This is a genomic window from Microbulbifer zhoushanensis (assembly GCF_021729055.1).
Classification (GTDB): Bacteria; Pseudomonadota; Gammaproteobacteria; order Pseudomonadales; family Cellvibrionaceae; genus Microbulbifer; species Microbulbifer zhoushanensis.
In genome coordinates this window covers 61,206-83,297 of sequence record NZ_JAJSAO010000006.1, presented here as the reverse complement: position 1 = coordinate 83,297, position 22,092 = coordinate 61,206, and the positions used below count along the sequence as shown (strand labels likewise).

At 60.3% G+C, this 22,092-nt stretch carries 16 protein-coding genes; 1 reads left to right on the top strand and 15 read right to left on the bottom strand.

The window, feature by feature from the left end:
* Positions 1–350: 350 nt before the first annotated feature.
* On the top strand, positions 351–2,828 hold the full coding sequence (locus LVD10_RS13430; RefSeq protein WP_237063960.1) for a TonB-dependent receptor plug domain-containing protein: 2,478 nt from the start codon (positions 351–353) through the stop codon (positions 2,826–2,828).
* A 74-nt stretch (positions 2,829–2,902) separates the two neighbouring features.
* Here the strand turns inward: LVD10_RS13430 and LVD10_RS13425 are convergent, their stop codons facing one another.
* The 15 genes from LVD10_RS13425 to LVD10_RS13355 form a co-directional block, all read right to left on the bottom strand.
* On the bottom strand, positions 2,903–3,361 hold the full coding sequence (locus LVD10_RS13425) for a hypothetical protein (RefSeq protein WP_233005914.1): 459 nt from the start codon (positions 3,359–3,361) through the stop codon (positions 2,903–2,905).
* 106 nt (positions 3,362–3,467) lie between these two features.
* A complete protein-coding gene (locus LVD10_RS13420) occupies positions 3,468–4,997 on the bottom strand; it encodes an NADH-quinone oxidoreductase subunit N (RefSeq protein ID WP_233005913.1) in 1,530 nt (509 codons plus the stop codon).
* A complete protein-coding gene (gene nuoM, locus LVD10_RS13415; RefSeq protein WP_237063959.1) occupies positions 4,994–6,568 on the bottom strand; it encodes an NADH-quinone oxidoreductase subunit M in 1,575 nt (524 codons plus the stop codon). The genes LVD10_RS13420 and nuoM overlap by 4 nt, the downstream gene beginning before the upstream one ends.
* Complete coding sequence (gene nuoL / locus LVD10_RS13410; protein ID WP_237063958.1) at positions 6,565–8,400, bottom strand: NADH-quinone oxidoreductase subunit L; 1,836 nt, start codon at positions 8,398–8,400, stop codon at positions 6,565–6,567. Before nuoL ends, nuoM begins: the two co-directional genes overlap by 4 nt.
* Positions 8,401–8,402: 2 nt before the next feature.
* Entirely contained in the window at positions 8,403–8,726 is a 324-nt protein-coding gene (gene nuoK, locus LVD10_RS13405; protein ID WP_439651239.1) for an NADH-quinone oxidoreductase subunit NuoK, read from the bottom strand.
* On the bottom strand, positions 8,716–9,255 hold the full coding sequence (nuoJ, locus tag LVD10_RS13400; RefSeq protein WP_237063957.1) for an NADH-quinone oxidoreductase subunit J: 540 nt from the start codon (positions 9,253–9,255) through the stop codon (positions 8,716–8,718). The genes nuoK and nuoJ overlap by 11 nt, the downstream gene beginning before the upstream one ends.
* Before the next feature lie 69 nt (positions 9,256–9,324).
* Complete coding sequence (gene nuoI / locus LVD10_RS13395; RefSeq protein ID WP_237063956.1) at positions 9,325–9,843, bottom strand: NADH-quinone oxidoreductase subunit NuoI; 519 nt, start codon at positions 9,841–9,843, stop codon at positions 9,325–9,327.
* 49 nt (positions 9,844–9,892) lie between these two features.
* Complete coding sequence (gene nuoH, locus LVD10_RS13390) at positions 9,893–10,849, bottom strand: NADH-quinone oxidoreductase subunit NuoH (protein ID WP_237063955.1); 957 nt, start codon at positions 10,847–10,849, stop codon at positions 9,893–9,895.
* Positions 10,846–13,728: an NADH-quinone oxidoreductase subunit NuoG gene (gene nuoG, locus LVD10_RS13385; protein WP_237063954.1), complete on the bottom strand. Its 2,883-nt coding sequence runs from the start codon at positions 13,726–13,728 to the stop codon at positions 10,846–10,848. Before nuoG ends, nuoH begins: the two co-directional genes overlap by 4 nt.
* A 24-nt stretch (positions 13,729–13,752) precedes the next feature.
* A complete protein-coding gene (gene nuoF / locus LVD10_RS13380) occupies positions 13,753–15,057 on the bottom strand; it encodes an NADH-quinone oxidoreductase subunit NuoF (RefSeq protein WP_237063953.1) in 1,305 nt (434 codons plus the stop codon).
* A complete protein-coding gene (gene nuoE / locus LVD10_RS13375) occupies positions 15,035–15,601 on the bottom strand; it encodes an NADH-quinone oxidoreductase subunit NuoE (RefSeq protein WP_233005905.1) in 567 nt (188 codons plus the stop codon). Before nuoE ends, nuoF begins: the two co-directional genes overlap by 23 nt.
* 20 nt (positions 15,602–15,621) lie before the next feature.
* On the bottom strand, positions 15,622–17,427 hold the full coding sequence (gene nuoC / locus LVD10_RS13370; protein ID WP_233005904.1) for an NADH-quinone oxidoreductase subunit C/D: 1,806 nt from the start codon (positions 17,425–17,427) through the stop codon (positions 15,622–15,624).
* A gap of 92 nt (positions 17,428–17,519) precedes the next feature.
* Positions 17,520–18,176, bottom strand: coding sequence for an NADH-quinone oxidoreductase subunit B (locus LVD10_RS13365; RefSeq protein WP_305080406.1), 657 nt, complete (start codon positions 18,174–18,176; stop codon positions 17,520–17,522).
* Positions 18,177–18,185: 9 nt separating this feature from the next.
* On the bottom strand, positions 18,186–18,617 hold the full coding sequence (locus LVD10_RS13360; protein ID WP_233005903.1) for an NADH-quinone oxidoreductase subunit A: 432 nt from the start codon (positions 18,615–18,617) through the stop codon (positions 18,186–18,188).
* A gap of 602 nt (positions 18,618–19,219) precedes the next feature.
* Positions 19,220–21,994 carry a valine--tRNA ligase gene (locus LVD10_RS13355; protein WP_237063952.1) on the bottom strand — a complete coding sequence of 925 codons (2,775 nt, stop codon included), beginning with the start codon at positions 21,992–21,994 and terminating at the stop codon, positions 19,220–19,222.
* Positions 21,995–22,092: the final 98 nt, after the last annotated feature.

Here is a 22,092-nt window from a genome sequence, read left to right as displayed (position 1 = left end):
GGAGCGTGGCGGGTGTTCGGTACAGAGGCCTGGACCCTAGCGAAGCCGGGTGCAGGCAACAGTTGCCGGCCAGCCTCGGAAACTCCATTAGTTGAACCGGGAGGTACAAAAGAAACAGGCACTATCGGATGGGTATCCATCGGGTCCCCAAGGAAAGGGATCGGTGACGGAACTGAAAGAGTTGAACCGGGATAAAACCGATGGCAACAGAGAGCAGGGGGCGCTTTCCAGAGGCATATCGGATGTGCGCAACTGTGATGAATTGTCATGCTTTTTGCATTTGCCATTGGCGGACTCTCACGCGATGCGCCGGGGCGCATTGTCCACAATAAAAACTTACGGAAGCTCCTATGAACAAGACCACAAACCTGAGTACCCCTACCCTGCTGGCAGCCGCCATTGCCGCCGCGAGCAGTCCCGTTTTCGCCCAGCAATCGGACACGCGGGTGATGGAAGAGGTGATTACCATCGGTACCCGTGTAGAGGGGCGCACCGCGACCGACTCGGCGGTACCCATCGATATCATCAGTGGCGATGACTTTATGAAGCAGGGTGATTCAGACCTGAATTCGCTGCTCCGCAACGTGGTTCCCTCATACAACGTCAATACCCAGCCCATCAGTGACGCCGCCAGCCTGGTACGCCCGGCCAACCTGCGTGGACTGGCTCCCGACCACACCCTGGTCCTGGTAAACGGCAAACGCCGTCACCGTGCAGCCGTGATCGCCTGGCTGGGCAACGGTGTTTCCGATGGTGCCCAGGGCCCGGATATCTCCCAGATTCCCGCCATTGCCCTGCAGCAGGTAGAAGTACTGCGTGACGGCGCAGCCGCCCAGTATGGCTCGGATGCCATTGCCGGTGTGATCAACTTCGAGCTCAAGGATTCGCCCGATGGGGGCAGCGTCGAGGTCAAGGCGGGCCAGTTCTATGAGGGCGATGGCCGCCAGTATACGGTCTCCGGCAATTACGGTATGCCGTTTACATCCCAGGGTTTTGCCAATGTGAGTTTCGAGTTCGGTGCCCAGGAGGATACCGATCGCAGTGTCCAGCGCGATGACGCCGCGGCCTTGATCGCCGCAGGTAATACGGAGGTGGCAGACCCGGCACAGGTTTGGGGTCGCCCGGAAATCAGCGATGACCTGAAAACCGTAGTCAACATGGGTGTCGAGCTGGGCGGTGGCAAGGAATTCTATGCGTTCGGTAATTATGGCACCAAGACAGTTGACGGCGGCTTCTATTTCCGGAACCCCGAGACCCGTAGCGCGGTCTTCGCCAATGGTGCTGACCCGTTGATCGGTGACCTGGATCCCAGTAACGGCCTGGACAGCTGTGCGGGCTTCAGTCATGCGGATGCGCTCTCCAGCGCCGAGTGCTTCTCCTTCCAGGAGATTTTCCCGGGCGGCTTCACCCCGCGTTTTGGCGGTGAAGTGACTGACCTGTCCGGGGTTACCGGCGTGCGCGGTGAACTGGCCAATGGCTGGGCGTACGATGTCAGCGCCGGCCTCGGTTATAACGATGTGGACTTCTTTATCTACAACACGGTAAATGCTTCCCTGGGTCCGCAGACACCGACGGCTTTCAATCCGGGTGCCTATACCCAGCTGGAAAAGAACTTTAACCTGGACTTCGTCAAGGGGTATGACGTGGGCTTCGCCTCCGAGCTGAGTGTGGCCACCGGCCTCGAATGGCGCGATGAGACCTTTGAAATTACCACCGGTGACCAGGCTTCTTATGAAATCGGTCCGCTGGCATCACAGGGCTTCAGTGCTGCATCCAACGGCTTCCCCGGCTTTGGTCCGCTGGCCGGCGGGCAGTGGAGCCGCTCCAACTACGCCACTTATGTTGACCTGGAAGCAGATGTTACCGAGGGCTGGCTGGTGGGCTTGGCGCTGCGGGTCGAGGACTTCGAGGACTTCGGCACCACTACCAACGGCAAGCTGGCGACCAACCTTGATATCACCGACAGCTTTGCCCTGCGCGGTTCCTGGAGCACAGGTTTCCGGGCGCCCACGCCGGGGCAGTCAAACGCGTTCAATGTTTCCACAGAGTTCGACCTGGCCCTGAATGACCTGGTGAACAACGGCACCATCCCCTCCACCAACCCGGTGGCACTGCTGCGTGGTGGTGAGGCGCTGGATCCGGAGAAGTCCACCAACTGGACACTGGGCGCCGTCTTTACGGTCGGGGCCATCGATATCACGGTGGATTACTTCAACATTGAGGTTGAGGACCGCATTGCCCCGTCCCAGTTGTACTCCCTGACTGAGGCAGAAGTGGATAGCCTGGTGGCATCCGGTGTGACCAGTGCAGCCAACCTGCAGAACTTCCGTTTCTTCACCAATGATTTCGATACCACCACCACTGGTGTGGACATTGTCGCGACCTACAGCACTGACATGGTTGGTGACAATACCGATATCAGCCTGGCCTACAACCAGACCCAGACCGAGGTGGACCAGTTCTCTCCTGAAACCATTGATGCAACACGCATCCGTGAACTTGAGGAGGGCCTGCCGGAAAGCCGCTGGACACTGTCTAGCAATACCGCTGTGGGTAGCTGGGGCTTCCTTGCGCGGGTGAGTTCGTATGACGACTGGTTCGATTCCGAGGACGGACAGGTTTACAGTGGCGAGGTGCTGATGGATGCCGAGGTATCCTACGCCTTTACCGACCAGGCTTCCGTCATACTTGGTGCCCAGAACCTGCTTGACCAGTACCCGGAGGAGAACCCCGGTGCAGCAGGTGGCGTTGGCAACCAGTACAGCCAGTTCTCACCGTTCGGGTTTGAGGGTGGTTTCTACTACCTGCGGACACGCTATGAGTTCTGATAGCCATTATTAGCCCGCATATAAAAAACCCGCTGCTTGCAGCGGGTTTTTTGGTTCAGCGGTACCGGGGTTAATTACATATCCCAGAGTGAATTGGTTGCCATGGAGAGTGTGATACGTTCCTTGTCCTGGATCTGCTTCAGGTCTTCAAATACTTCCTTGACCTCTGCAGACTCGATAGCACCGTAAACCGCCTGGTATAGCTCGGAAAAGTAGCGGTCCACTTCGCGCCCCAGGTTGTTGATCTCACGGATATCCGGCGGGTCGCTCAGGTTCAGGCTCCTGACAAAATCCCGGGCAGTTTCCTCATGCGTGTATTGCAGCCAGGTCTTCATCACTTTGTGCTTGGCAACTTCGCCGTAATTGGCCAGGTTCTTTGCCATGCGCTGCTCGTGCTCGAGCATGTGCTTCAGCAGCAGCTGGGTGCGGTTATCTTCGGCTTTCTCCAGCATACTGCGATAGAGGTCGGCCATCTCCAGGTGGAACTTCTCGGCGTCCTTGAGTACTTCGTACGCCTGTTTGAATGTTTTCATAGGCTCGCCTTCGTCAATCTTGGTATTGTTATCGGTTTACGGCAACATCAGGTTGCAGCTGACCCTCCTGGCCTGCCCGTCCCTGAACCTTTCTCCTCATGTACCTTTATAGTGCATTTATCCAGTTGATCAAGAGCTGGGGAAAAATGCCGAACAGAAGCAGTATCGCGGTCAGGGTCCCCACCAGCACTTGTCCTGACACAGCCACCTGGATTGCCCCGGGCTCCAGGTCTCGGGATTCGCTGTCGCGTTGCAACATGGTCAGCAACAGGCGCAGGTAATAGTAGAGGCCGAGCGCACTACCAATGACCACCGCTGCCAGCAGTAGCCACATCTGTCCCTGTACACCGGCGGCAAACACGTAAAATTTCCCAATAAAGCCGATGGTCAGGGGAATTCCGGCCAGTGATAACAGCATCAGGCCAAAGCAGCAGGCAAGCCCGGGAGAGCGCCAGAACAGGCCGCGATAAAATTCGACCTGGAACGGGTCTTCACCTGCGTTACCGATTGGCTGGGGCCCACCCGGGATCGAAGGCTGTGCGGCGTCGGCCACCAGGCTGACCACAGCAAAGGCCCCGGTAGTTGTGAGTACATATGCAACCAGGTAGTAAATAACGGCCTCCTGGCCGAAGGCACTGGCACCGATCAGGAAGGCCACTATCAGGTAGCCGATGTGGGCGATGGACGAGTAGGCAAGCAGCCGTTTTACGTTACCCTGCTGCAAAGCAAGCAGGTTGCCCACCAGCATACTGGCTGCAGCCATCACCGCCAGCATCGTGGACAGGACCGGTAGTGAAAACAGGTCGACCTGGGTGAAAAACCTCAGGGTCAGTGCCACGACGGCGCCCTTGCTGACCGTCGCGATCAGTGTTGTCACCGGCGTGGGCGCACCCTGGTAAACGTCCGGGGTCCAGATATGGAAGGGGACAAGGGACAGCTTGAACGCCACCCCGATCAGCAGCAGGGTCAGCCCGGCAGTCAGTATTCCTGCGCTGGGACCGGTTGACCGCAGAGCCGCTGCCGCGGCACTGAAGTCCAGCGCTCCACTGGCGGCAAATACCAGTGCAATACCAAACAGGCTGAGGGCTGTGGAGAGGGCCGACAGCAACAGGTATTTCATTGCCGATTCCAGTGACAATAGCTGGTCGCGCTGCGGCGACTGGTCGCCCACGACCGTAAATCCCAGCAGCGGATACAGTGCCAGCCCCATCAATTCCAGGGACAGGAACAGGCTGGCGAAATGACTGGCAGTGACCAGGCAGCAGGCGCCCAGTATTACCAGTAACAGCAGGATGTAAAACTCTTCCGGATAACTGCCCACAGCCCGGCTGGCACCGCGCGACTCCAGGTGGTGAAATGCCAGGATTGCCACCGCCAGGGCGGCCATTACCATCAGCACACAGAAGAACAGCGCTGTGTGGTCGACACTGAACAGCCCGGTTGCGGCCACTGTGCCGCTGGTTGGCAGGGCTGCGCCGACCGAGAAGCAGGCCCAGAGTGTTGCCGCCAGTATTGCCAGCGTCGTCACCAGCGCGGCGCGGTGCCCGCGGTGAAAAGAAACCTGCAGCATCAGCAGGACGATACCGGCGGTCAGCACCAGCAGTGGCAGGATGGCGAAGAGTTCCTCTCTGGTCATGGCGTCTCACCTCTGTGCGTGGCGGCAGGCCAGTTGGCGGCGGTAGTGGGGCGGTCGGTACTGTTGCTTGTGACGGCAGCTTCCACCGCGGTGACCGGGGCCAGCGAGCGGGCGATGGCCGGTGCTGCAGTATCGAAGACCGGCTGTGGCCGCAGCCCCAGGAAAACCAGGAAAGCGGCCAAAACCAGCATTGCCAGTGTTTCGCGCAGGTCCAGGTCAACCAGGCCCTTCTGGTCCGCTGCCGTGGTGGTACGGCGCGATTCGCCAAAAAAGGCCCGCTGCATCATTGCCAGCGCATAGAGCGCGGCGCCGACCATGCCCAGGGCCGCGAACGCAGTGATCCAGTGATCCACGCCGAAGCTGCCGAGCAGCACCAGGAACTCGGCAACGAAATTGCCCAGCCCGGGTAGCCCCAGCGATGCCACGGCAAAGAACAGGGCAATGGCGGACAGCCGGGGCAGTTCGGTCCAGAGGCCTCCCATTTGCTCCATATTGCGCGTGTGCAACCGATGTTGCAGTGCACCGACAATCGCGAACAGGGCGGCTGTGCTGAGTCCGTGGGCAACCATCTGCATGACCGCACCCTGGATGGCGACGGTATTCAGCGCGTACAGGCCCAACAGCACAAATCCCATATGGCTCACACTGGAATAGGCTACCAGGCGTTTCATATCCCGTTGGGCGAAAGCCAGTATCGCACCGTAAACAACACTGATGGCACCGATGGCCATGGCGACCGGAGCAAACTGGATCGAGGCGTCTGGGAACAGGGGCAGGGTGAAACGGAGCAACCCGTAAGCCCCGGTTTTCAACAGGATGGCGGCCAGCAGGATACTACCGGCAGTGGGCGCCTGGGTGTGGGCATCGGGCAGCCAGGTGTGCAGCGGAACCGCGGGCAGTTTGACCGCGAAAGCGACAAAGAACCCGAGCATCAGCCACCAGGCACTGACCGGTGACAGCTGCGCATCGAGCAGCTCCAGGTAATTGAAAGTCACCTGGCCACTGGCATTAAAGTGGATATACACCAGTGCGACGATGGCAATCAGCATCAGCAGACTGCTTGCCTGGGTAAAAATAAAGAACTTGATTGCAGCGAAGGTGCGTTCCTCGTGACCCCACACTGCGATCAGCATCAGCATGGGAATCAACATCACTTCCCAGAAAAAGAAAAACAGGAACAGGTCCAGTGCGGTGAAGACTCCGACCACGCCGGCCAGGGTCCACAGGTAATTGAAATAGAAGAAGCCGCGGCGAAAGCGGATATCGCTCCATGTCATCACCAGCCCGAACAGTCCCATGAAGAGGGTCAGCGCCAGCATCAGGAACCCCAGCCCGTCCACCGCCAGGAAGAAGCTGATACCAAACCTGGGGATCCAGGCGACTTCCACGCTCTGCCACCAATGGTGTGCGGAACCCGGCGTGGCGCTGGCCCACAACTGTGCCAGTAGTACCAGGCTGACAACCAGGCTCGCCAGTGTCGCCCAGCGGCTGGCTCCCGGCCGGTATCGCTCTACCAGCCAGGCCGCCACCCCACCGAGAAAAAGTACCGCGATGATTGCTGCGAGAGTCATAGCGCCACCAGGATTGCGAGGAACAGGATGGATCCGCCCACCAGGGAAGCCATATACCAGCGCACCTGGCCATTCTGTGTCTGGCTTGCGAGCAGGTGTAATTGGCGGCTGAGGGACGCCGAGCCGCGGTAGGCGGCATCGACGATGTCATTGCGGTTGATGTTTGCCAGCGTTACCAGCGGTTTTACCAGCAACCGGTCGTAAAGCCAGTCGAACCCCCAGCCGCTGAACAGGAAGCGCTCCACCGGGGTAATGGGCGCTTCCGCACGCTGGCCACGGGAGAACATGGTCCAGGCCACCAGGATACCCAGCAGCGGCATGGCAATGGCGACCGCTTCAATAAGCATCGACGGGTGTCCACCCTCTGCTGTCGGGAAAACATCCTGCAGTGGCGGTGCCAGCAGGCCGCCACCGAGTGCCAGCAGCGCCAGCGCGACCAGTGGTATGCTCATGACGCGGGAATTGGCATCGCCACAATGGGCAGAGGCCCGGCCTTCGTCGCCGAAAAATACCAGGAACAACAGGCGGAAACTGTAAATGCCGGTCACCAGTGCCCCAATAATTCCCGCCAGCCACAGCAGGTTGAAACCGTCGGAGGCCTCCCACGCCTGCAGGAGAATCTGGTCCTTGCTGTAGAAGCCGGAAGTAAATGGCAGTGCAGCGAGGCAAGCGCTGCCGACGGCGAAGCAGGCAAATGTCAGCGGAATTTTCCGGCGCAGCCCGCCCATTGCGGAAATATCCTGTTCGTGATGCAGGCTGAGAATCACCGAGCCGGCAGCGAGGAACAGCAGCGCCTTGAAGAAGGCGTGGGTCATCAGGTGGAAGATGGCCCCGGACCAGGCCCCCACGCCCAGGGCCAGGAACATGTAGCCGATCTGGCTGATGGTGGAGTAGGCCAGGACCCGCTTGATGTCGGTCTGTACCAGTGCACTGAAACCGGCTATCAGCAATGTCAGCGCGCCGACCCAGCCCACCGCCAGCATAGCGGTGTCAGAGACCGCGAACAGGGGATGCATGCGCGCGACCAGGTAAACCCCGGCGGTGACCATGGTGGCGGCATGGATCAACGCACTCACCGGGGTGGGGCCCGCCATGGCATCGGGCAACCAGGTCTGCAGTGGTACCTGCGCCGATTTCCCCACGGCGCCGCCGAGCAGCAGCAGGGCTGCCAGAGTCAGTAGATAGCTATCACCCGCACTTCCGGCAGAGGTATTCAGGCTCGCGATATCCAGGGTGGCGAATTCCCGGAACAAGAGGAAAAGCCCCAGGGCCATTGCGGTATCACCCACGCGGGTAACGACAAATGCCTTGCGCGCTGCCGCGCCATTTTCCGGGTTCCGATACCAGAAGCCAATCAACAGGTAGCTGCACAGGCCCACCCCCTCCCAGCCGAGGTAGAGCAACACCAGGTTGTCCGCCAACACCAGCAGCAACATGGCGCAGACAAACAGGTTCAGGTAGGCGAAATAGCGTCGATAGCCGGCGTCACCTCGCATATAGCCGGCGGAATAAAGATGAATCAGGAAACCGACACCGGTAATCACCAGCAACATGACCTGCGTTAGCCAGTCCACATGGAAGTTAAACCCCAGTGAGAGTCCCCCGGTGGCCATCCAGGTCCACCCGGTTACCTGTATGCTTGCGGCGGGATTGCCGATAAACACCGTAAACAGGAGGGCCAGGGATAGCAGCGCGGCGATTCCCACACTGCCAACGCCAATACTGGCAACGAGCCCCGCGGGCATTTCCTGGCGCACGACCAGCGGAGCCAGTACCAGAACCAGGAAGCCCAGCAGGGGAAACAGCGGGATCAGGCCGACGGTCTCAGTCATGGTTAACCCCGCATCCAGTTAAGCTGGTCGATATCCACCGTGTGCCGGCGACGATAAAGCTGCAACACCAGGGACAGGGCGATGGCGACCTCGGCCGCCGCCAGGGTGATCACGAAGATAAACATGACCTGGCCGTCCGCGATTCCCCAGTGGGCACCGGCGACTACAAATGCCAGCGCCGCAGCGTTGGTGCAGATTTCAATGCACATCAGCATGAACAGGATGTTACGCCGTACCAGCATCCCGGCCAGTCCCAGGCAGAACAGGATGGCAGCCAGTGCCAGGCCGTGATACATGCCGCCCTGTGAGAGCATTTCACTCATCATGGCCCGCCTCCAGGTCTGCGGTGGATTTTTGCCGCGCCAGGTGGAAGGCGCCTACAAGACCTGCCAGCAGCAGCATGGAGGCCAGTTCCACCGCCAGCAGGTAGCGGCTGAACAGTGAAATACCCACCTCCCTGGCACCCACATAGCTGATTTCGGCGGCCCCGCCCCCAGCTGTACTTACACCCTGGCCGCCCAGCATCAGTATCAGCTGTAGCAGTAGCACGCCCGACAGGATGCCGGGTGCCACCCAGCTCCCGGGCTGCAGCCAGGTGTTCTCCTGTTCCACGGCAGCGTCACCCTGGTTGAGCATCATGATGACGAAAACCATCAGCACCATGATTGCCCCGGCGTAGACAATCACCTCCAGCGCCGCCGCCAGTGGCGCGCCCAGCTGGAAAAAAATCACTGCGACGGCGAGGAGGGAAACAATCAGGTGCAGCAGCGCGTGCACAGCATTGCGGCTGAAGATCACCATCGCGGTAGCGATAATGGCAACTGCGGCAGTGAGGTAAAAATAGACTGGATACATGTCTTTTCCCTCGGTTAGGGTTGTTATCTTTATCGGCCTTCCCAACGGGAAGTTCACCGCCAGTGACTGTCAAAGGTTCAGGCTGCGCACATCCACGGGGTCCGCCTCATTGATCGCCTCGCCCTTGTCCTTGCCGGAAATGGACATGCCGGCGACCCGGTAAAAGCTGTAATCATGGTACTTGCCCGGACCGCTGATCAGCAGGTCCTCTTTTTCATACACCATGCTTTGCCGGTCGTACTCGCACATCTCGAAATCCGGTGTGAGCTGGATCGCGTAGGTGGGGCAGGCGTCTTCACAGAGGCCGCACATAATGCAGCGGGAAAAATTGATGCGAAAATATTCCGGTCGCCAGCGCCCGTCATCATCTTCGGTTTTCTGTAACGATATGCAGTCCGGTGGACAGGCGACGGCGCAGAGGTTGCAAGCGACACAGCGTTCTTCACCATCCGGGTCCCGGGTCAGGACAATGCGCCCGCGATAGCGCGGTGCCAGGTAGGGTTTTTCATCCGGGTACTGGACCGTGGCATTGCGGCTGAACAGGTGACGGAAGACCAGCCACATGCTGCGTAGTTGACTTGCAATCATCGCTCCTGCCTCCTTGCCGCGGCCTGCTCCAGCGACCTGTAGTGGTGAATTATCCGAGCCATAGCAAAACGCCCCCGGTTGCCAGCAGGTTTGCCAGTGCCAGTGGCAGCATGATTTTCCAGCCAAACTGCATCAGCTGGTCATAGCGCGGCCGCGGTATAGCAGCGCGCAGCAGGACAAAGATCATTACCAGGAAACCGGTCTTGAGGAAGAACCAGACCATTGGCGGCAGCCACGGCCCGAGCCACCCGCCCAGGAACAGGGTGGTGATCAGGGCGGAAATCAGGATCACCGAGAGATACTCCCCGACGAAGAACATACCGAACTTCATGCTGGAGTACTCGGTATGGAAACCCGCTGTCAGCTCGTGCTCGGCCTCGGGCAGGTCGAAGGGCAGGCGATGGCTCTCGGCGATACCGGCAATGAAGAAAACCAGGAAGCCAATAGCCTGGGGCAGGATAAACCAGCCGCCCTGTTGGGCCAGCACGATCTCCCGCAGGTTAAAGCTACCGGCCATCATCACCACGCCCATCAGGGAGAGGCCCATGAATACTTCATAGGAAACCGTCTGCGCTGCCGCACGCAGGCCGCCCAGCAGGGCATACTTGTTGTTGGAGGCGTAAGCGCCGAGGATGACGCTGTATACCGCCATCGATGACATGGCGAGGAAAAACAGCAGGCCCACATTGAGGTCGATCACGCCCACCATGGGTGCCACGGGAATCACTGCAAAGCCCAGTAACATCGATGCCATAACGATCGTGGGGGCGAGGATGAACACCGGCCGGTCCGCGAAACGCGGGATGAAGTCCTCCTTGAAGAACAGCTTGATCATATCCGCCACTACCTGGAACAGGCCGAACGGTCCCACCCGGTTGGGTCCCGGGCGGTCCTGCCAGAAGCCCAGCAGGCGGCGTTCGCCCCAGGTCAGCAATGCGGCCAGCAAGACTGCCGCGACCAGCACGCCGAAGATATTGGCCAGCGATATCCAGACCGTGGTGCTCATACACTCTCTCCAGGTTCGACCGGCTCAGGATTTTCGATGCGCGCGATTTCCGCCGCTGCCGGTAGCAGGGCAGCCAGGTCCGGAGCTTCCCGTAGACCCACCGGGACAGCGATTACCCCTGGTGCGATATGGTCCGAAACTGACGCGGGCAGGGTGATTTCGCCACCGGGCAGGCGTAGCTGTAACTGCGCGCCCGGCGCCACGCCAAGGGCGCCGGCATCGGCGGCACTGAGCTGTGCACAGGGGGCATCCGTGAGTCCGGCTATGGCTTCGCTGTAATTGCTTAACTCTCCCGAGCCGAACAATTGCCAGGTGGGCGCCAGGTACATTTGACCGGGCTCCTGGACCAGTTTTTCTCGCGCGAGCCAGGCCGGCATGGGTGCCGGCTCACGCTGCAGGCGAGGGATCGGCTCGCGCCCCCTGCGCGGCCCGCCGACACCCTGCTGGAATTTGTGGATTGCCTGGTTGGAGTTCCAGCCTGGCGACCAGATATTGGCCTGCAGCGGTGAGGCGCCAGCGTACTGCACTCCCTCCATGGTGAAAGTGAAGGGCGAGTCGGGATCTGTCAGCGGCGCCTGCTCGGCGACATGCAAGTGGGCGCGGTTGGCAGTGCGGCCGCTGACGCGGTGGCTCTGCCGGGCCAGCTTCATGCCCTCGATGCGGAAATTCTCGTCCGGGCCAGCCTCTGTCAGGTTCCGGAAACAGGGCAGGGCAGCGGCGATCGCTGCTGTTACCTCGTGGCAGTGCTGCCATTGCCGCAGCAGCGCAGGTGAAGTATCCATACCAGCTTCGCGGCAGGCGGGGTCATTGACGGCGTCCACCAGCCAGCGCCAGCTTTCCTGGATATAGCCGCTGCCTTCGTAGACCATGTAATGACGTTGCAGCATGCCCGCGCTGTTGACCAGCGTTCCCTGGGATTCGGGCGTGGCGGCAGCGGGAAAAACCAGGTCGGCGCGACGGCTGCAGGGCTGTAACAGTGAGTCGAACAATACAACTTCTGCGGCGCGGTCAAAAAGTGCTTCCACCGCAGCGGTGGGCAGTCGCCGGTACAGATCGTTTTCCAGTACCAGCAGGGTCACCGGTGGATCCATCGAATCGCGCTCGCGCAGGTCCTCCAGTAATTGCTCGAGGGTGCCCTCACCGGGCTCGAAGAACTGTGCCAGCCCCAGGCTGTTGGCCTCCGGGCAGGCGAGATAGGTGGCACAGGGGGAGCCTTGTTTGTCGGCGAGCGCGGTCGCCAGCTTCCCTGCTGCGGCCAGGATATCCGGTTCCCCACTACCGCAGCCGGAAATTACCAGTGGCCGCCTGGCGGAGAGCAGGGTATCCGCCACGCCCCGAAGCAGTTTCTCCAGGTCTTCCGGCAGCGGTGTTCGCCCACTACCTGCTTCATCGCCGGTTGTGGGCCCGTCTGCGGCAGTGATCAACTCGGCGAGACGCCCGGCAAAGCTGGCGATTGCGGCCGGCGATGCTAGTCGTTGCTCTCTGGCGATATCCTCCAGCGATGTGGATGCACTTGAGCCGAGCACAAAGATCGGGGTGTTTTCACCGCGCAACTGTCGCACCGAGGCATCCTGCCACAGCGGGATCTTGAGTTCCCGGGCATGATTGAGCTGCTTGTTACGGGCAGCCTGGCGCACCGCGAGCGCAACCCGCGGCGCGGTACGGCCGATTTCCTCATCGAGCACCAGTATCGCGTCGGCGTCCTCGATGTCCGGCATTGTAGGGATAGAGATTCTCGGGTCGCGCTGGATGCGGTCCAGGGTGTGAAGCAGTTCCAGGTCACGCGCACCCAGGCCGGCGAAGAAGTTGCCGGGGCCCACCAGCTGGCGCAGGGCAAAATTGTTTTCCAGCGATGTGCGTGGGGAACCGACGCCGACCAGGCGGCGACGCCCCCGCTGGGCATCGACGATGGCGGAGGCCAGCAGCTCCAGGGCCGCCGGCGGCTCTATTTCCCGGTGCAGCTTGTCTTTGCGCCTGCCGGTGGTCTCGATTACCTGCTCGCGGCGGGCGATCAGCACGTTCTTGATGCGCAGGTCGCTGTTGGCATATTCGTAGCCAAAGCGCCCGCGGTCACAGATAAAGTAACCATTAATATCGCGGTTGTAGAGGTTGACCACCCGCCGCAGGTTCTCGTCGCGACTGCTGAAATCCATGCGAGCTCCGGGCGCGGTATTACAGCCGACACCGCAGTGCTCACACACAGACGGTGCAGTCTGCAGGTCCCACTTGCGCACGAAGTGACGGCTGAAGGTCTGGTCGGTAAAGACGCCGGTGGGGCAAACCTCCACCAGGTTGCCACTGAAGCCGTTTTCCAGCTTGCCGTCGCACTGGCGCCCGAAATAGACCTGGTTGTTGCGTCCCAAAGCCTCCAGGTCATCGCCACCGGCATAATCGCGATAGAAGCGCACGCAGCGATAGCAGGCAATGCAGCGGTTCATTTCGTGGTTGATGAATGGACCCAGGTACTGGTTGCGATGGGTACGCTTGAGGCCGCGAAAGCGGCGATAGGTATGCCCGGACATCTCTGTCATATCCTGCAGGTGGCACTCACCACCTTCCTCACAGACGGGGCAATCATGGGGGTGGTTGGTCATCAGGTCCTCGATGACTGCACCGCGGAATTCCTGCGCCGGCTGGGCAGCCAGGCTGTAGATTCCTCCGTCGCGAACCTGTGTCATACAGCCCATCACCAGCTTGCCCTGCTCGTCATCGCTGTCCTTGTACTCGATGATGGCGCACTGGCGGCAGGCACCGACCGAGCCCATGGCCGGATGCCAGCAGAAGTAGGGCAGGTTCAGCCCCTGTGACAGGCAGCTGGCCAGCAGGTTCTGGCCCTCTTCCACCTCATACTGCCTGCCGTCTATGGTTATGGTTGGCATGGATCGCAATTCCCCGGTTTGGGCCTAGACGGCCAGCGGAATGTGCTGCCGCTCCTGGTCGTAAGGGCAGCAGCCGCGGGTAATATGGTCATTGAAGTCCTGCTCGAAGAGCTTCAGCGCGCTCAGGATCGGCGCTGCCGCACCCGGTGCCAGGGCACAGAAGGTATTGCCCGGGCCCATCCTCCGGGCCTGCTCCCGCAGCAGTTCCAGGTCTTCGGGTTGCGCCTCACCACACTCGATCCGCATGAGGAGTTTTACCGCCCAGGGCAGGCCGTCCCGGCACGGTGTGCACCAGCCACAGGACTCGCGGGCAAAGAAACGGGTGAGGTTGAGCACCAGCCCCACCGGGCAGGTGTGGTCATCGAGTACGGTGATGGTGCCGGTGCCCATGCGGCTGCCGGCCTTGCCCACGGCGTCGTAGTCCATGGGCAGGTCCAGCTGGTCCGGGCCGAGGAAATCTGTCGAGCCCCCACCTGGCAGGTATGCGCGCAGTTTGAGTCCGTCCTGCATACCGCCGGCGTGTTGCTCAAGGATTTCGCGGATGGGTGTGCCCATTGGCAGTTCCCAGGCCCCGGGATTTTTCACCCGGCCACTGGCGCCAAAGATCTTGGTGCCGCCGTCTTCGCCGCGTCCGAGCTTTTTGTACCAGTCCACACCCAGCTCAATCAGGTGCGGAATATTGCAGAGGGTCTCGACATTATTCACCACTGTGGGTTTCCCCCACAGGCCACTGACCTGCGGAAACGGCGGCTTGGCACGGGGGATCGCGCGCTGGCCCTCCAGGGCATTGATCAGGGCGGTCTCCTCGCCGCAGATATAGTTGCCGGCGCTGCGGTGCACATGAAAATCGAGCTGGAAGTCGGAGCCGGTTATGTGTGTGCCGATGAGGTTTTCCCCGCGCGCTTCCTCTATCGCGGTTTCCAGCCGCGCCGCCGCCAGGTGATATTCTCCGCGGATAAATATGTAAGCCCGGCGGGCACCGATGGCAAATGCGGCAATGGCCATGCCCTCCAGCAGCAGGTGGGGGTCGTGCTCCATCAACAGCCGGTCCTTGAAGGTGCCCGGTTCCATCTCATCGGCATTGCATACCAGGTAGCGGGTTGGCGGGGCATCCTTCCCGCGGGGAACGAAGCTCCATTTCAGCCCGGTGTTGAAGCCGGCACCGCCGCGCCCCCGGACGCCGGCATCCTTCACCGTCTGGATGATCTCGTCAGGCGCCATATGTAGTGCCTTGCGCCAGCCACGGTACCCACCGTTTTCGAGATAGCGCTCGAGCGTGGTGACGATACCCGGTTCGCCGATATTCTTAGTCAGCGGATTGGTCAGCATGATGTTTTTTCTTTTCCTGAATGAACTCGTCCAGCTTGTCTGCCGATAGGTGGCGGTGCATCTCCTCGCCCACCAGCATCACCGGGGCCTTGTCGCAATCGCCCAGGCAGGGTGTTTCCAGCAGGGTGAAGAGCCCGTCGGGGGTGGTCTGGCCGGGGCGTATGCCGAGTTGCTGCTCCAGGTGGCGCTGCAGCTTTTCGCATCCCATGATCCAGCAGCTGGAGCTTTTGCACAGGAGTATCACTTCCTCACCCACAGGCTGGCGGAATATCAACTGGTAACAGGTGGCAATACTTTCCAGTTGCGTGGGGGAGACACCCAGGTAATCGGCTATGGCGTACAGGGTGTCGTCGGAGATCCAGCCACGGTGTTTCTGCACCACCCGCAGTGCCTCCAGGGCCACCGAGCCCCGGTCCTCGTAATGGGAGAATTCGCGATCGATATCCCGTTTTTCCTCGGCGTTAAGGCTGCGCCCTGCAGAGCGAGGGCCGGTATCTTGTTGCTCCATTACTTCAATTGTGTCCGCTGCGATGGTGCTCGACATTGTGTTTCCTCTACCGGTCTCTAACGATCGACATCCGCCATGACAAAGTCGATGCTGGCGATAATGGCAATCAGGTCCGCCACCAGCAATCCGCGCGACATCAGTGGGATCATCTGCAGGTGCGGAAACGAGGGCGTTCTTATTCTCGTACGGTAGGCGTTGGTGCCGCCGTCGCTGATAATCTGGTAACTGTTCAGTCCCTTGGTGGCCTCCACCGGGAAGCAGGTCTCCCCTGGCGGCATCACCGGACCCCAGCTGTTATTGACGAAGTGCTGGATCAGGGTCTCGATATCCTGCATGGTGCGTCCCTTGACCGGCGGCGTGGTGAGCCGGTGGTCAGACTTGTAGGGGCCGCCGGGCATATTGTCGAGGCATTGCCGGATGATACGCAGGCTCTGGCGTATCTCCTCCACCCGCACGCGGCAGCGGTCGAAGCAGTCGCCGCCGTCAAAGGTGGGGATATCGAATTCAAACTGGTCATAGCCGCAGTAAGGGCGCTGTTTGCGCAGGTCCCACTCATATCCTGTGGCCCGCAACCCTGGCCCGGTAATACCCCACTCTATGGCCTCTTCGCGGTTATACACACCGATGCCCCTGGTGCGTTTCTGTAGCAGTTTGTTGTCGATCACCATGCCGTCGTATTCACGCAGGCGTGCCGGCATGTAGTCGAGGAATTCGCGGATCATTTTGTCCCAGCCCTCGGGCAGGTCCTGGGCCACGCCGCCGATACGGAACCAGGCGGGGTGCATGCGTCCACCGGTAATCGCTTCAACAATGCCAAACAACTTTTCCCGGTCGACAAACATGTAGAAGACCGGAGACATCTGCCCCACGTCCTGGGCAAAAGTGCCGTAGAAAACCAGGTGACTGGCAATACGGAATAGCTCGCACATCATGACCCGTATTACCTGCGCCCGTGGCGGGACCTGGATACCAGCCAGCTGCTCCAGTGCCAGCACATAGGGCAGGTTGTTCATCACTCCGCCCAGGTAGTCGACGCGGTCGGTGTAGGGGACGTAGGTATGCCACGCCTGGCGCTCGGCCATTTTCTCGGCACCGCGGTGGTGGTAACCGATGTCCGGTACCGCATCGACGATCTTTTCCCCATCCAATTGCAGGGCGACGCGGAAAACACCGTGGACACTCGGGTGGTTGGGGCCGAGGTTAAGGAACATGAACTCCGAACTGTCGCTGGCGCGGGCCATTCCCCACTCTTCAGGCTTGAACAGCAATGCATCCTGCTCGCGTCGCTGCTTCTCCGCCGACAGGGTGAAGGGGTCAACCTCAGTGGCACGCGCGTAATGGTCCTTGCGCAATGGGTGCCCCTCCCACGTCTGTGGCATCATGATGCGTCGCAGGTTGGGGTGGCCGGCAAACTCGATCCCGAACAGGTCCCAGGCTTCCCGCTCATACCAGTTGGCATTGGCCCAGATGGATGACACCGAGGGTGCGCACAGGCGCGATTCAGGCAGTGCCAGCTTTACCCGGATAAACAGGTCGCGGGAGAAAGAGAGCAGGTGGTAGACAACGGTAAAATCACTTTCCGGCTGCCTGTTCCCGCCATCACCCCTGTGGCGCCGCAGGCGTTCGTCAATGGCGCTTAGATCGTAGAGCATGTCGAAAGGACGGGAAATTTCCTGCTTCAGGAAGCGCAGGAACGGCAGCAGGTTTTCCTGACCCACCCAGAGTGTGGGCAGGTCGGGGCAATCCGGTTGCAACCAGTAGCTGTGCAGGCTGTGTTCGCGCTCCAGGTCGGCGACAAATGCCTCCGCCGCCTCCCGGTAGGGACTGGCCCGGTGAACACTTTTTGCTATTACGCCGTCCATACGGTCTCTCTGTTGTTATCGTTTTTCCGTGCCCTCGCGGCAAGGATCACTTGCTCCCCAGCCAGTTGAACCCGGCTACTGCCAATAGCGGTTCAGACGGTATCCGGTGTCCTCAGTTTTTCCGCCCGCATACGTTCCTCGCGGTGTTTGTCCCGCTGGCTGGGCCTTGGGGCCGGACGCGGTCCCTGTTCGTCAATCACCCAGCTGACTGGGCGCCGTTGGGTCTTGATGGATTCCTGTAACAGGGTCAGACCCTGCATCAATGCCTCTGGTCGAGGTGGGCAGCCGGGCACATAGACATCCACGGGAAGGAAGCGATCGACACCCTGCACCACACTGTAAATGTCGTACATGCCGCCGGAATTTGCACAGGAGCCCATGGAAATCACCCAGCGGGGTTCCATCATCTGCTCATAGAGACGTTGGATTACTGGTGCCATCTTGATAAACACCGTGCCGGATATCACGATCAGGTCGGCCTGGCGTGGTGTTGCGCGGATTACCTCGGAGCCGAAGCGTGAAATATCGTGGCGGCTGGTAAAGGCGGTAGCCATTTCCACATAGCAGCAGGACAGCCCGAAATTGAATGGCCAGAGTGAATTGGCCCGGCCCCAGGCCACCAGGTCCTCGAGACGGGTTAGGAGTACATTCTTGCGCACCTCCTCAGAAATCAACTCGCCCTCAGTACGCCCGCTGTCGGCGGCGATCAGGTCGCCATCCTGTTGTGCCTTGGTCAGCTTCCAGCGCATAGCCCGTCCTCAAACGATAGGTTTTGTGGCGTCCCGGGGTTCACGTTGCTGCAGGCTGAGTTGCTTGCCGCCCCAGTCCAGCGCGCCCAGCCGCCACAGGTAGACCAGGCCCACCGCCAGGATCAGGATGAATACCGCCGCCTCGATAAACCCGGTCAGGCCGGTCTCCCGGAAAGCGATGGCCCAGCTGAAAAGATAGATTGCCTCCAGGTCGAAGACGATAAACAGGATCGCGACCAGGTAATAGGAAACCGAGATGCGCAGGCGGGCACTGCCCTGGGAGACGATGCCGGATTCGTAGGGCTCGTCAGTGGCATTGTCCCGGCGTCGCTGGCCGAGCACATGGGAAAGGCCCAGCATGACCCCGATCAGGGCGACGACCGCGAAGCCATAAACGAACAGTGTCCAGATTTGGGGGTCGGTCTGGTTTGCAGGGTTCAACTGATTTCTCCCCGTTTCTCTGGCGGGCACGACTGGGCCCGCGGTTCATCGCTGAGACCACCTGATGACTACTGCGTAACCTCGGAGACAAGTGGAAATAAATGGCGCTGCCAGTGGCGGTTCATTGCCAGGTATGGGCGCCCATTATTGTTTGTTTACGGGCATCCCGACTGATACGGCGCCTTTCGTCGCTGTTTTTTTTCAGCGCTGCCAGTTATATAAATGCTGGAGAGGATTAGCGCCAGTAAAACGCTGGAACGATTGATTATCAGTGATTCGCTTTTTATACATTTGGATTCTGTATATTTACGTGACAATCAGTTCTCAGCGGTTGTCCGCCTGGCGATTGGCCGTGGTTTGACGCTTGAAGAAAGGAATGTGATTCGCTGTAACGAGAGGATATTCTGAGCCGTCGGGGCAGGCCAACCGTCTTGCGCTGTCCGCCTGAAAAGCTGTGGCGCATGGGCCTGTACAGAGCTTCCACTGGCCACAGTGGAACAATATCAGCAGTTCGCTGGAGCCGGCTGGCGAAGAAGGGTGGGCAGGTTGCTTTCCAGGTGAGGTAGAAAAAACGGCGCCTGCTGGCGCCGTTTTCAATCGTGTCAGAGCTTGCTGATTTCCTCCAGCTGCTGCTCCAGGCGCTGGCGTGCGCCCTGCATCTCTTCCATCTTGCCGCGCTCCTTTTCGACGACGGCCGCCGGTGCCTTGTCGACGAATTTGGGATTGTTCAGCTTGCCCTCGACACGCTGCAGTTCTTTTGCCAGCTTGTCGATCTCCTTCTGCAGGCGTGCACTTTCTGCCTGCACATCGATCAGTCCGGCCATGGGCACCAGCAGCTCAATATCGCCGGCCAGCGCAGTGGCTGATGCCGGTGCGGTTTCGCCGGGGTTGATCCAGCTGATGGACTCCAGGCTGGCCAGCTTGGCCAGCAGTGCGCGGGCGGAATCCAGGCGTTCGCGGTCATCGCTGCTGCCGCCGCGCAGGATCAGCGGGATCTTCTTGGCCGGGGAAATATTCATCTCGCCACGAATGTTGCGTACCCCCTCGATCACCTGCTTGAGGGCCGCGATAGCTGCTTCCGCCTCACTGTCGATGCGGTTTTCTTCCGCCTCGGGATAAGGTTGCAGCATGATGGTTTCACCACTTTTACCGGCCAGGTCCCTGACCCGCTGCCAGATTTCCTCGGTGATAAACGGCATCAGCGGATGGGCCAGGCGCAGGATCGTCTCCAGCACTCGGATCAGGGTCCGGCGGGTGCCTTTCTTGATCGCATCCGAGGCATTGTCATCCCAGAGGACCGGCTTGGACAGCTCCAGGTACCAGCTGCAGTACTCACCCCAGGTAAAGTCGTAGAGCGCCTGTGAGGCCAGGTCGAGGCGATAGGTATCCATGGCCTCGCGCACTGCCTGTTCGGTACGCTGCAGCTGCGAGATGATCCAGCGATCCGCCAGGGACAGCTCGAAATCGCTGCTGTTGTCCTGGCCGCAATCGTAACCCTCGCAGTTTTGCAGCACGTAGCGCGATGCGTTCCAGATTTTGTTACAGAAGTTGCGGAAGCCCTCGATACGGCCCACATCAAACTTGATATCGCGGCCGGTGGAGGCGAGCGAGTAGTAGGTGTAGCGCAGGGCATCGGTGCCGTAGGCGGCGATGCCCTCGGGGAACTCCTTGCGGGTCTGCTTCTCGATCTTGTCACGCAAGTGCGGCTGCATCATGCCGGTGGTGCGCTTCTGCACCAGGCTCTCGAGGTCAATGCCATCGATCAGGTCGATGGGATCGAGCACATTGCCCTTGGACTTGGACATCTTCTGCCCGTGGCTGTCCCGCACCAGGCCGTGTACATACACCGTATGGAAGGGCACCTCTTTCTTGAAATACAGGGTCAGCATCATCATCCGGGCCACCCAGAAGAAGATGATGTCGAAGCCGGTTACCAGCACCGAGGTGGGGTGGAATGTCTTCAGCTCCTCGGTATCTTCCGGCCAGCCCAGGGTGCCAAAGGTCCACAGGCCGGAAGAGAACCAGGTGTCGAGCACATCGTCGTCCTGGCGCAGGGTTACGTCACTGCCCAGTCCGTGTTTCTGGCGTACTTCGGCTTCATCGCGGCCAACGTAAACCTTGCCGTCGTTGTCATACCAGGCCGGGATACGGTGCCCCCACCACAGCTGCCGGGAGATGCACCAGTCCTGGATATCGCGCATCCAGGAGAAGTACATGTTCTCGTAGTTTTTCGGCACAAAATTGACGCTGCCGTCCTCTACCGCCTTGATGGCTTCATCGGCCAGCGGCTGGGTGCGCACATACCACTGGTCGGTCAGCCAGGGCTCGATCACCACGCCGGAGCGGTCGCCGCGAGGTACTTTCAGGGTATGGGGTTCGACTTTTTCCAGCAGGCCCAGCGCGTCCAGGTCGTCCACCACCTGCTGGCGCGCGGCGAAACGCTCCATGCCGCGGTACTTTTCCGGCACGCTGTCGTTGAGGTTGGCGTCGGCATCGAGGATGTTGATCATCTCGAGATTGTGTCGCTGGCCCATCTCATAGTCATTGAAGTCGTGGGCCGGGGTGATCTTCACACAGCCGGTGCCGAATTCCCGGTCGACATAGTCATCGGCGATGATCGGGATTTCGCGTTCCGCCAGCGGTAGTCGGATACTCTTGCCGATCAGGTCCCTGTAGCGCTCGTCTTCCGGGTGCACCGCCACGGCGGTATCGCCCAGCATGGTCTCGGGGCGGGTGGTGGCCACCACCAGGTGGCCGGAACCGTCTGCCAGCGGGTAACGGAAGTGCCACAGGTGGCCCTGTTCTTCCTCGTTGAGGACCTCCAGGTCGGAGATGGCGGTGTGCAGTTTCGGGTCCCAGTTCACCAGGCGTTTGCCGCGGTAAATCAGGTCGTCCTCATACAGGCGGATAAATACCTCCTGTACCGCCTTGTAGAAACCGTCATCCATGGTAAAGCGCTCGCGCGACCAGTCCGGGCTGGCGCCCAGGCGGCGCAGCTGGCGGGTGATATTGCCACCGGACTGCTCCTTCCACTCCCAGACTTTCTCGATGAACTTCTCCCGGCCCAGCTCGTGGCGGCTCTTACCCTCGGCGGCCAGCAGGCGCTCGACCACCATCTGGGTGGCAATACCGGCATGGTCGGTGCCCACCTGCCACAGGGTGTTGTCACCCTGCATGCGGTGATAGCGGATCAGCGCGTCCATGATGGATTCCTGGAAGCCGTGGCCCATATGCAGGCTGCCGGTGACGTTGGGCGGCGGGATCATGATGCAGTAGGGATCGGCGCTGGTGTCGCCGGAAGGCTTGAAGTAGCCGTTCTCCTCCCAGGTCTGGTACCACTGCTGTTCGATGGCGTTGGGCTGGTATGTCTTGTCCATGCGCGAGGGGGAACCTTCTGTTGACTGACGGCGGGCGCCGGTACCGGGCCGGGATAGTCCCGCCCCTGGCCGTTATTGTGGCAGACAGGGGGGCGGCG

Coding starts and splice junctions, on each gene's coding strand:
- nuoM (WP_237063959.1), bottom strand. CDS start 6,568: ATGACTCTCGCAGCAATCATCGCGGTACTTTTTCTCGGTGGGGTGGCG.
- LVD10_RS13420 (WP_233005913.1), bottom strand. CDS start 4,997: ATGACCAGAGAGGAACTCTTCGCCATCCTGCCACTGCTGGTGCTGACC.
- nuoK (WP_439651239.1), bottom strand. CDS start 8,726: ATGATGAGTGAAATGCTCTCACAGGGCGGCATGTATCACGGCCTGGCA.
- nuoH (WP_237063955.1), bottom strand. CDS start 10,849: ATGAGCACCACGGTCTGGATATCGCTGGCCAATATCTTCGGCGTGCTG.
- LVD10_RS13425 (WP_233005914.1), bottom strand. CDS start 3,361: ATGAAAACATTCAAACAGGCGTACGAAGTACTCAAGGACGCCGAGAAG.
- nuoI (WP_237063956.1), bottom strand. CDS start 9,843: ATGATTGCAAGTCAACTACGCAGCATGTGGCTGGTCTTCCGTCACCTG.
- nuoE (WP_233005905.1), bottom strand. CDS start 15,601: ATGTCGAGCACCATCGCAGCGGACACAATTGAAGTAATGGAGCAACAA.
- nuoF (WP_237063953.1), bottom strand. CDS start 15,057: ATGCTGACCAATCCGCTGACTAAGAATATCGGCGAACCGGGTATCGTC.
- LVD10_RS13430 (WP_237063960.1), top strand. CDS start 351: ATGAACAAGACCACAAACCTGAGTACCCCTACCCTGCTGGCAGCCGCC.
- nuoG (WP_237063954.1), bottom strand. CDS start 13,728: ATGCCAACCATAACCATAGACGGCAGGCAGTATGAGGTGGAAGAGGGC.
- LVD10_RS13365 (WP_305080406.1), bottom strand. CDS start 18,176: ATGCGCTGGAAGCTGACCAAGGCACAACAGGATGGCGACCTGATCGCC.
- nuoC (WP_233005904.1), bottom strand. CDS start 17,427: ATGGACGGCGTAATAGCAAAAAGTGTTCACCGGGCCAGTCCCTACCGG.
- nuoL (WP_237063958.1), bottom strand. CDS start 8,400: ATGACTGAGACCGTCGGCCTGATCCCGCTGTTTCCCCTGCTGGGCTTC.
- nuoJ (WP_237063957.1), bottom strand. CDS start 9,255: ATGTATCCAGTCTATTTTTACCTCACTGCCGCAGTTGCCATTATCGCT.
- LVD10_RS13355 (WP_237063952.1), bottom strand. CDS start 21,994: ATGGACAAGACATACCAGCCCAACGCCATCGAACAGCAGTGGTACCAG.